Genomic DNA, 9,761 nt, shown 5'->3' with positions numbered 1-9,761 from the left:
GCCGAAGGCGGTCTGCCCCTCGGTCAGCAGCTCCTCGAACTGATCCAGACCCGCCTGCGCCAATCCGATTTCGTCGCTGTGTCTGTCGTTGCGTGGCTGCGGTTGATAGCCTGCAGCACCTGAGCCGATTGCCGGAATGCTAAACGACGAATTGCTGTTAGACGACATATTGCTGTAGGACGAGGCACTCCGGCCACCTGCCGCACCGTATGACGGCTGGCGTCGATTGGCAAAGAAGCGCATGGCAAGCATGACTGCGCCGAAGATCAGGGCAATCTGCAGCAGCATGCCGAGGAACCCGAAGCCGCCACCGAAACCGTGGCCGAGGAGCATGCCGAGCAGCCCGCCGGCTATCAGGCCGCCTATCATCGAACGGCCAAAGCCGCCGAAGAGACCGCCAGATCGCTGCGCGTTAACAGGCTGTTGGGCGGTAGCGGGGGTCTGTGGGCGCGGCGTCATCGAACGCTCCATCGGCGCGGCCGGAGCAGGCGCGGTGCGTGTGACCGGTGGCGCCTGGAAGGTGCGCGTTCCCCGGCTGCCGAATCCGCCAAAACCGCCGGCGCGGCGCGCCTCGGCATCGCTATAGGCAGCAAAAACGGAAGCGCTCGTCAGAACGGCTATCGCCGCAATCTTGGCAAAACGCGAAACGGCACTCTGCATCGTATCTCCTGTCATGCAACAACCATGGCATGTTTGCGAGCTAATATAGGTGTTCTCTTGACAATTTGAAGTTCGCCGCCGCGACTTATTGGCAGACATCGACCCATTTGGCTCTGGTGAGTTCGGCCAGCCGCTCCGTCGCGATACGGACCGCCGAATGCGTGGAACCGGCCGCCGGCACGACTTCGTCGAAACGCTTCAATGAAACATCGCAATAGACTGGAAGTGGGACGGGCAATCCAAAGGGGCAGACACCGCCCACCGGATGGCTGGTGACTTCCAGAACTTCTTCCGGTCCAAGCATGCGGCCCTTGCCGCCGAATGCATCCTTGAATTTTCGATTGTCGAGGCGAGCCGTGCCGCTTGCGACAACGAGCATCGTCTCATCACCGACCCTGAGGCAGATCGTCTTGGCGATCTGCCCCGGCTCGACTCCGTGCGCTTCGGCCGCAAGCGCCACCGTCGAAGAGCTTTCGGCGGTTTCGATGATTTCGATCTCAGGTGCATGTGCGCTGAAAAATGCGCGGACGGATTCAAAGCTCATGGGCGTACAGGACCAGAACGATCGGGATCTAAATGACCTTGGAAAGTATCTGATGCACGAGGAATTTCAATCGCATTTCGAACCTGAATGCACTTGCGAACCGTCCGGTTTTCTGAGCTTCTTTGTCGCGCCGAAAGACATTTAAGGGAGGAAGGCGATGCGGCGCGTTGATTGCCATATGCATTTCTGGACGCTGGCGATGGAGCCTTACTATTCGCTGTGGATGTCGCAGGATGACAAGGTGCTTTATCGTGACTATGGGCCGCGCGATGCCGCTCCGCTCATGGAGAAGAACAATGTCGAGGGCGTCGTTGTCGTATCGGCTGCGTCTTCTGTTCATGAAACCGGCTATCTTCTCGGTCTTGCCGACGGCCGGGATTTCATCAAGGGCGTTGTTGCCTGGCTTGATCTTCTCGCGCCGACGGCCACCGACGACCTTGGGAACTGGGCACGCTTCGCGAAGCTGAAGAGCATCCGTCCCTATCTTCAGGATCTGCCTGAAGAAGATTGGATCCTGAAAAAAGAGCTCGATCCGGCTTTCCGCGCCATGATCGACCATGGACTGCGGTTTGACGCACTGATCAAGCCGCGACATATCCTCAACACGGTGAGGTTTATCGAGCGCTATCCCGATCTGCCGGTGATCGTCGATCATATGGCCAAGCCCGAAATCGGAAGCGGCAACTTTGAACCCTGGCGGCGCGACATGGAACGCTTCCGTGATCTCGACCATGTACATTGCAAGATCTCCGGTATCGTGACCGAGGACGGGCCGGATTGGACGCCGGAGCGGCTTCAACCTTATCTCGAGACGGTGTTCGACATTTTCGGACCCGATCGCCTCGTCTTCGGCAGCGACTGGCCTGTCGTCAATCTCGTCGCGGATTACAGCCGCTGGATCGAGACGCTCGATCGCGCCATGAAGAGCCTGCCCGCCGCCGACCAGCAAAAGATCTGGGCGTCAAACGGTGAGCGATTTTACGGGCTTTGACACGGTCGACATGAAACCTATCGCGCAGCGCTTGTGCGCCCGGTTTCTGTTGCCCATCGGCGCTGTTGTCGACATGAAATGCTCGTTGCAAGAAAGGCTATCATGACTCATCTCTGACCTACTGCCGTTTCGCCTGCCGCGCACTACAGCCGCGGGCGCGCAGCGGGGGGCGATGCTGGTGGCTGCAGATTTCATCATGCAGCGCGTGACCGGCAATCCGATTGCCGGTCTGGAGGTCGCTCCGCATTTTGCGAGATTGATGGGCTTCCCGAAACCGGCGCATCAGCTTGCCACGAGCATCCTCATCGGTGCTACCGTTTTGATCTGCGCCGCGCGTCCCCATCTATCCCATTAGGTTCCCATATGGCTCTTTGCAGCTGATTGGCGGGCCCATATCTGATTTGGCTGCTCAAGGCGGCACGTCTGTAGCGGCTTGAGGTTCATGGGGCACGCATCCTACTCAGTATGCGGGGGTGCGTCGGCGGCCCCGCCCGGATCGGCTCCAAATGGATGATCAATGTAAAACCCCCAGGTTCCATCGGGTAGCCGGCGGTGAACTTCCATGCCGTGGTGATGCACTCCGGTCGGTTGGCCGTCGTCGTTTATGCCCTTGATGAGCCACTGCGAACGGGTCATGGCAAAATCTCCGGCGATCGTGGTGTGGTGGGTGACAACATCCATGTGCGGCTTGAGGCCGATATAGGCAGCCATGGTACGGCGGATGCCATCGGCCCCGCGGGCAATCTTGGTCCCGCCGTGGACTTCATCGACCTCGATGATGGAGGCTTCCGGGTGATACATCGCCGCCGCCGCTTCGACATCATGAGCGTTGAAAGCGCGGGCGAGCCAGAGGTTGCAGAGTTCAGGGGATGGGGCGCCCATAGACAGTCTCCTTCTATTTCGAGACACTTAAGTGATTTAACTCAACTAACACTGGAGGATTGGATGCTCGCCTTTTCAGGCCGCCACCTGCATTCCTTCGGCTGTCATCGCTGCCCGAACTGTCGGGCGCGCACCGGCGGGGGCCATGAAGTCGCCGAGACGCGGGAAAGCGATGAGATCGACCTTGGTGAAATCGGACCAGCCGGCGACGGTGAAGAGGTAGGCGTCCGCGGCAGTAAATCGGTCGCCCAACAGGAAGGGTCCGCTCCTGGCAAGATGATTCTCGACGAAATCAAGACGCTCGGCGATCTTCCTGAGCGATACGTCCTGCGCCTGAGTTCCATATTCACGGTGAAAACAGCAAGGGGCTGTAAATTCTGTGAAGCTCGGTCGCGATAAAATTCAGCCAGGCCTGGAAGCGATATCGCTCTGGCGAGCCTAGCACCGGAACCAGACCGGCATCCGGCTTGAGGTCGGCAAGAAACTGGATGATGGCGACACCCTCGGTAAGAACCGAGCCGTCGTCGAACTCTAAAACCGGAGCGTAGAGGTTGGGATTGATTGTCACGAAATCCACACCCGCTTCGCTCAGGTGTGGCGTCTTTCGGATATCCACCCGCTCCAAGTTCGAGCGTAACTCGTCGTGCTTCCAGGGCGACGATGTGGGGAGATAGCGCACAGGTTCCGGGGGCGTAGTAGAGAGTTTCACTGCTACTCCTTTCGGTTGAAGTCACGTCTTTTCCCGCGTGCTGTCACGGTTCGACGAGACCCTAGGTCATTCGACAAGCACAAAGATACGCCCAACATTGGTGCAAAGCTCGTTGGCATTTTGCCAGCCTCGTTTGCATCCCTGCAAGTGCGCTATATGTTAGGAACCGCGAGTACCGCGAGTGGAGACTGGAATGGATGACTGGAACGAGCTGCGGCTCGTCTTGGCGGTGCATAGGACGGGCGGTCTTACAGCGACGGCGGGCGCGCTCAGCATCGATCACTCGACCGTGTTTCGACGCTTGAACGCGCTGGAAAAGAGACTTGGCGTGCGATTGTTCGAACGCCTACCGGGCGGATCGTATCAGGTGACGCCTGCCGGCGAACGGATGGCCGCCGCCGCCGAGCGCATGGAGTACGAGATGCTTTCGCTCGATCGCGATCTCGCGGGCCGCGATCATCGGCTCTCCGGCAGGCTGCGCATCACCTCCTCCGAAACACTTGCATACAGCATGCTGACACGGCATATCGCAGCGTTCCGTCAGGCTTACCCTGGCATTGTCGTCGAGCTCTTGATCGATAATCGCGTGCTGAGCCTGTCCCGCCGCGAGGCTGATATCGCGCTCCGTCCGGTCCGTCCGAAGGAGGGTGATCTTTGGGGGCGTAAACTCGCTGACGTCGGCTGGACGCTTACGCATCGCCAGCGGTTCTCGACGCTATCGGCGGACCGTTAACGCGCGGTGAGGATGTGGTCGGGCATCCGCTGATCGGATGGGAAGAACATACTGCCGGGATCGCGGCCGCTGACTGGCTCGGCAGTCGCGCGTCGGGCGTCGGGCGTTGCCTTCGTCTACCGAACGAACAGTCTGGTCAATCAGTTGATCGCTGCCAAAGCCGGGATAGGCGTTGCCCTGCTTCCCTGCTATCTCGGCGACGGTCATCGCGCACTGGTGCGCGCACTTGCTGATCCTATCCCGGAATTATCAGGCGAGCTCTGGATCGTGACCCATACCGACCTGAAAGGGACTGCTCGCGTGCGCGCGTTCTTCGACGTTGTTGGCGAGGGCCTTGTCGGCGAGCGCGCGGTGTTTCAAGGCAAACCGACATAAGGAAGAAAAGCTGTCAATCGCCAGAAGGCTCGCCGCGTTGATTTCGGCAACGTCGAATTGCGCGAGGCGAGCATCCCGGCACCTGTCGCGTCTATGGCGCGCACAGATCTGGCTGGCGTCCAAAACTGCGAGTAGCACTGCCAGCCAGCCTTGCCGCTCATCCAGGGCGGCGCGCGCATGGCCCGCCCCACCATCGACGCTGACCTCGACCTCGATGATGCCGCGGTTTGTGAAGGAAAAGCGGAACGGCTCTCGCCGATCCGCTTAAAAGGTCAATTGCGTCAGCTCTTTAGGCTAGAGATGCGGCCACACTTCCAGGACGCCTCGATGAATCATGTCGAGGGAGACATAAAGGATAATGAGCAGGCCGACATAGGCGATCCAGCGATGGCGGTTGAGCAGGCGGGCGATGATGTTCGCCGCGACACCCATCATAGCGATCGAGAGCGCAAGGCCCAGGATAAGCACGGTCGGGTGGTCGCGTGCGGCACCGGCAACGGCCAGCACGTTGTCGAGCGACATCGACACGTCGGCGACGACGATCTGGGTTGCAGCTTGCATGAAAGTCTTCTTAGGTCCGGTGGACGCTTCGCCTTCCAGACCAATCTCCCCGCCGTTTGCGTGCTGGGAGCGAAGCTCGCGCCACATCTTCCAGCAGACCCAGAGCAGGAGCAGACCACCGGCAAGCAGCAAGCCGACGATGCTCAAGAGCTGAACCGTCACGGATGCAAAAAGAATGCGCAAAACGGTGGCGGCGAGAATGCCGACCAGAATGGCCTTCTTGCGCTGTACGACCGGAAGCCCGGCTGCAGCAAGGCCAATGACGACGGCGTTGTCGCCGGCAAGAACAAGATCGATCGCGATGACCTGCAGGAGTGCAGTCAGGCCCGCAGCAGTAAAGATTTCCATGGAAACGTCCCCAGAATGCCTTTTAGAAGCGTGCTAGTGTCCCCGGAACGCCACGTCAACCATGAATGACGCAGGGTCAAGCAAATGCGAAGCGGGGAAGCCGCTCTGTCCCCAAGTTTTTAGGGACGCGCGTACCAGCAAATTCAGTGCTTCAGCTTGATGATGATCTCCCGGTATTCGTCGGCAATGGCAATCGCTGCCTTTACAACGATCGGACTGATCGATTTGTGATCAATCGCCAGGCGGCAGGTTTCGAAGACGCCGCGTAGTTCGTTTTCGATATCCGAGAGATGGGGATATTTCTGCACCAGAAGATGGGGTAGAATCTTAGCCTTTTCCTTCATAGGTTTGGTTTCATTGGGAAAACTCTGCGGGTCGGCGATCACCTCCCGGATTGCGTCTTCAAGACGCCATGTCGCACCAATCATATCCGTGACTGACACCGTCATATCTTCTCCTGCCCGCGCGCCATTCTTCCGATGGGTATTAAGACGCAATCCTTGTGCCAGATTGACCAAAGTCGCTGCTGGGACGGGACGGCGGTGGCAGGCCGCATTCAGGGCCGGGATTTTGCCCTGACCTTTTTGTTTGTCATTGTTTCTTCTTCTTTGCTTCGTCGTCGACGAGCTCGTACCACATGGCGTTGAGGACGGCGAAGGCGGCCGCCAGCGGCAGCCCGAGCATCCATGCGAAGTACCACATCTTCTTGTCTCCCTCAGTAGGCGTGTCCGCTTTTGTCGGTAACCGACTTTTCGTCGACTTTGCCCCACAGCACTTTGTAGACCCAGGCAGTGTAAGCGGCGACAATCGGCAGAAAGATCAGCGAAACGACGAGCATGATGAAAAGCGTCATATGGCTCGAGGAAGCATCCCAGACCGTCAGGCTTGATCGCGGATCGAGCGAGGAGGGCAGAATGAAGGGAAACATCGAGACGCCGACCGTTGCGATGATGCCGAAGATCGAGAGCTTGCTGAAGAGCAGGGTCGAGACCTCGCGCCTCGCCCGCATTGCCGTAAACGAAAGCGCCGCACCCAGCAAGCCGAGTAGCGGAGCAATCGCCAGCCACGGATAGGTGCTGTAGTTCGCAAGCCACGAACCGTCATGCTGCGCCGTTTTCAAGAGCGGATTTGACGGACCGGCCGGGCTGATGGTGCTGGTGATGCGATAGCCATCAATGCCAAGCGCCAGGAAAAGGCCGCCAAGGCCGAAGAGTACGACAACGCAAAGGGCAGCGATACTTCCATAGTTTCTGGCGCGCTCGGCAACGGGACCGCTCGCCTTCAGCACCAGCCAGGATGCGCCGTGCAGCACGAGCATGGCGACCGAGAGCAAGCCGCAAAGCAGCGCATATGGATTGAGAAGGCCGAAGAATGAGCCTTCGTAAAAAATGCGCATGTCGTCGGCAAAACGGAAAGGCACTCCCTGCAGCACATTGCCGACGGCAACGCCGAAGATCAGCGACGGTACGAAGCCGCCGATGAACAGCGCCCAGTCCCAGTTGTTGCGCCAGCGCGCACTATCACGCTTCGAACGGTACTTGAAGCCGACCGGGCGCAAGATGAGCGCAAAGAGGACCGCGAACATGGCGAGATAAAAGCTTGAGAAGGAAACGGCATAGAGCGGCGGCCACGCGGCGAAGATCGAGCCGCCCCCAAGGATCAGCCAGACCTGATTGCCTTCCCAGACCGGCCCGATCGTGTTGATTGCGATACGGCGTTCCGTGTCGGTCTTCGCGACAAAGGGCAACAGCGTGCCGACACCTAGATCGAAGCCGTCGGTTGCCGCAAAGCCGATCAGCAATACGCCAAGCAGCAGCCACCAGATGACGCGCAGGGTTTCGTAGTCGATGAGTTGATGAAGGATCATGGCGATCACTCCGCTGCTGGTACGAGGGTTTCGGAAATAAGTGCGGCGTCTGGCTCCTCATCCGGATCGGGCCCTTGCCGGATCGCTTTGATCATCAGGCTCATTTCGACGACGATGAGCGTCGTATAAAGTGCGGCAAAGCCGATGATGGTGAGGAGCACCGTGCTTGCCCCCAGGCTGGAAACTGCCATCGCCGTCGGCAGCACCCCTTCGATGACCCAGGGCTGGCGGCCGACCTCGGCCACGATCCAACCCGCCTCGATGGCAATCCAAGGAAGTGGTATGGCGAAAACGGCGACCTTCAGGAGCAGCGGATATTTGTCGAGGTGGCGGCGGGCCGACAGCCAGAAGAAGATCGCCGTCAGGAGGATGAAGAACATGCCGAGCCCGACCATTATGCGGAACGACCAAAAAAGGGTCGGTACATGCGGGATCGTGTCGCGTGCAGCCTGGGCAATCTGTTCATCTGTTGCCTGGCGCGGATCATCGACATAGCGCTTCAATAGAAGTGCATAGCCGAGCTGGTGGCCCAGGTCGTCGAAGGAGCTACGAACCTCCTGTGCAATGCCGGCCGGTGTTGAAGCCGCGCGGATTTGCATCAGCGCATCGTAGGCCTTGATGCCTTCGCGGATACGCGTTTCGGCCTGCTGTTCAAGCTTGTCGATCCCTGGAATTTCGGTGGTCAGCGAGCGTGTCCCGATCAGCCCCATGACCCATGGGATATGGACGGCGAAATGCGTCTCACGCGATTGCTGGTCTGGAAAGCCGAAGGCCGTGAAGGCTGCAGGCGCCGGTTCCGTTTCCCACATAGCCTCGATTGCGGCGAGCTTCATTTTTTGGTTTTCCGTTGCCAGATAGCCGCTCTCGTCGCCGAGTACGACCACCGAGAGAGCTGAGGCAAGTCCGAAGGAGGCGGCCACCGTCATCGAGCGCTTGGCAAGCTCGATATGGCGTCCTCTCAGCAGGTACCACGCCGAGACACCGAGCACGAAGATCGAGGCACAGACGTAGCCGGCAGAAACCGTATGCACGAACTTCGCTTGCGCGACCGGATTGAAGACCACGTCGAAGAAGCTCGTAATCTCCATGCGCATGGTCTGCGGGTTGAGCGCCGAGCCGACCGGGTTCTGCATCCAGCCATTGGCGATCAGAATCCAGAGCGCCGAGAAGTTGGAGCCGAGCGCCACGGCCCAGGTGGCAACCAGATGCCCCACTTTGGACAGCTTGTCCCAGCCGAAGAAGAAGAGGCCGACGAAAGTCGCTTCCAGAAAGAAGGCCATCAGCCCTTCGATCGCCAGCGGCGCACCGAAGATGTCGCCGACATAATAGCTGTAATAGCTCCAGTTCATACCGAACTGGAACTCCATGACGATGCCGGTCGCCACGCCCAGTACGAAGTTGATGCCGAAGAGCGTGCCCCAGAATTTCGTCATCTGCCGCCAGATCTGCCTGCCGGTCATCACATAGGTCGTTTCCATGATCGCGAGCAGCACCGACAGCCCGAGCGTCAACGGCACGAACAGGAAGTGATAAAGCGCCGTCAGGGCGAACTGGAAGCGCGATAGCGCGACGATATCTAGTTCCATTGTTTTTCTTCCCACGGTCCCAGAGGATTCGAACGGGCGCCGCCGGCGTCCGCGGTAAGCGCAGCACTCAATCCGGCCTTAGCCGCTCGAGCGCTCTTTCGAACGCCGCCTCTCCACGGCGCGATAGTTCTGTAATACGACCGTCTTTGATGACTGCGATCTGATCGGCGATCGCAGCCTCCCGGCGGGCATGGCATGCAATGACGAGGGAACGGCCATACGCCCGGTCCTTGAGGCGGGACATGACGTCGCTTGCCGGTGCGCTGTCGAGACCTTCCGTCGCTTCAGCGAGCAGCCAAAGCGGCGTGTCGCGAAGGAAGAGGCGTGCAAGCGCCAGACGACGGGACTGGCCGCCGGAAAGACCGAAACCGCCTTCGCCAAGAGGTGTGCCGAGCCCTTTCGGCAAAGCCTCGACTTCCGAAAGCAGACCCGCAGCGACAAGCGCTTCGCGCAACTCCGCGTCGCTTGCCTCCGGCGTGGCGCGCCGCCCGTTTCAGCTCAGCGT

General features: G+C 59.4%; 13 protein-coding genes and 2 pseudogenes. 4 read left to right on the top strand and 11 right to left on the bottom strand.

The genetic code is table 11. The features are described 5' to 3' along the window. Together C9413_RS20990 and C9413_RS20985 are read right to left on the bottom strand one after the other, a co-directional pair. Positions 1 to 660: pseudogene (locus C9413_RS20990) on the bottom strand (hypothetical protein); the annotation flags it as partial. Positions 661 to 745: 85 nt separating this feature from the next. Further along, on the bottom strand, positions 746 to 1,204 hold the full coding sequence (locus C9413_RS20985) for a YbaK/EbsC family protein (RefSeq protein WP_040115517.1): 459 nt from the start codon (positions 1,202 to 1,204) through the stop codon (positions 746 to 748). A 157-nt stretch (positions 1,205 to 1,361) separates the two neighbouring features. On the opposite strand from C9413_RS20985, the gene C9413_RS20980 reads away from it, so the two are divergent. After that, entirely contained in the window at positions 1,362 to 2,195 is an 834-nt protein-coding gene (locus C9413_RS20980; protein WP_040115516.1) for an amidohydrolase family protein, read from the top strand. Positions 2,196 to 2,373: 178 nt separating this feature from the next. Continuing rightward, on the top strand, positions 2,374 to 2,550 hold the full coding sequence (locus C9413_RS20975) for a hypothetical protein (RefSeq protein WP_166677410.1): 177 nt from the start codon (positions 2,374 to 2,376) through the stop codon (positions 2,548 to 2,550). A 101-nt stretch (positions 2,551 to 2,651) separates the two neighbouring features. Here the strand turns inward: C9413_RS20975 and C9413_RS20970 are convergent, their stop codons facing one another. The 3 genes from C9413_RS20970 to C9413_RS33660 all read right to left on the bottom strand — a co-directional run bounded on the left by C9413_RS20970 (position 2,652) and on the right by C9413_RS33660 (position 3,786). Then, entirely contained in the window at positions 2,652 to 3,077 is a 426-nt protein-coding gene (locus C9413_RS20970; protein ID WP_170250854.1) for a nuclear transport factor 2 family protein, read from the bottom strand. Between the two features lie 75 nt (positions 3,078 to 3,152). After that, on the bottom strand, positions 3,153 to 3,479 hold the full coding sequence (locus C9413_RS33665; protein WP_223844158.1) for a glutathione binding-like protein: 327 nt from the start codon (positions 3,477 to 3,479) through the stop codon (positions 3,153 to 3,155). Then, positions 3,424 to 3,786, bottom strand: a complete 363-nt coding sequence (locus tag C9413_RS33660; protein WP_223844081.1) for a hypothetical protein — start codon at positions 3,784 to 3,786, stop codon at positions 3,424 to 3,426. Before C9413_RS33660 ends, C9413_RS33665 begins: the two co-directional genes overlap by 56 nt. 193 nt (positions 3,787 to 3,979) lie before the next feature. Between C9413_RS33660 and C9413_RS33655 the strand changes: the two genes are divergently transcribed. Both C9413_RS33655 and C9413_RS33650 read left to right on the top strand, forming a co-directional pair. Continuing rightward, positions 3,980 to 4,519, top strand: coding sequence for a LysR family transcriptional regulator (locus tag C9413_RS33655; RefSeq protein WP_223844080.1), 540 nt, complete (start codon positions 3,980 to 3,982; stop codon positions 4,517 to 4,519). Positions 4,520 to 4,567: 48 nt separating this feature from the next. Further along, entirely contained in the window at positions 4,568 to 4,894 is a 327-nt protein-coding gene (locus C9413_RS33650) for a LysR substrate-binding domain-containing protein (RefSeq protein WP_323808298.1), read from the top strand. Between the two features lie 294 nt (positions 4,895 to 5,188). Here C9413_RS33650 and C9413_RS20955 read toward each other — a convergent pair whose 3' ends face one another. From C9413_RS20955 to C9413_RS20930, 6 genes and pseudogenes are all read right to left on the bottom strand, one after another. Then, positions 5,189 to 5,803: a TerC family protein gene (locus C9413_RS20955; RefSeq protein WP_040115513.1), complete on the bottom strand. Its 615-nt coding sequence runs from the start codon at positions 5,801 to 5,803 to the stop codon at positions 5,189 to 5,191. A 143-nt stretch (positions 5,804 to 5,946) separates the two neighbouring features. After that, positions 5,947 to 6,252 (bottom strand): hypothetical protein, encoded by a 306-nt coding sequence (locus C9413_RS20950; protein WP_040115512.1) that lies wholly within the window; start codon positions 6,250 to 6,252, stop codon positions 5,947 to 5,949. A 142-nt stretch (positions 6,253 to 6,394) separates the two neighbouring features. After that, positions 6,395 to 6,505, bottom strand: coding sequence for a cytochrome bd-I oxidase subunit CydX (cydX, locus tag C9413_RS20945; RefSeq protein ID WP_040115511.1), 111 nt, complete (start codon positions 6,503 to 6,505; stop codon positions 6,395 to 6,397). A 13-nt stretch (positions 6,506 to 6,518) separates the two neighbouring features. After that, entirely contained in the window at positions 6,519 to 7,670 is a 1,152-nt protein-coding gene (cydB, locus tag C9413_RS20940; RefSeq protein WP_040115510.1) for a cytochrome d ubiquinol oxidase subunit II, read from the bottom strand. Between the two features lie 5 nt (positions 7,671 to 7,675). Beyond that, positions 7,676 to 9,256 (bottom strand): cytochrome ubiquinol oxidase subunit I, encoded by a 1,581-nt coding sequence (locus C9413_RS20935; RefSeq protein ID WP_040115509.1) that lies wholly within the window; start codon positions 9,254 to 9,256, stop codon positions 7,676 to 7,678. Positions 9,257 to 9,323: 67 nt separating this feature from the next. Next, positions 9,324 to 9,737: pseudogene (locus tag C9413_RS20930) on the bottom strand (ABC transporter ATP-binding protein); the annotation flags it as partial. Positions 9,738 to 9,761 lie beyond the last annotated feature (24 nt).

The organism is Rhizobium sp. SEMIA 4085 (assembly GCF_013004495.1).
GTDB lineage: Bacteria > Pseudomonadota > Alphaproteobacteria > Rhizobiales > Rhizobiaceae > Rhizobium > Rhizobium gallicum.
The sequence above is the reverse complement of the archived record's forward strand: the minus strand, read 5'-3'. Positions and strand labels throughout refer to the sequence as shown.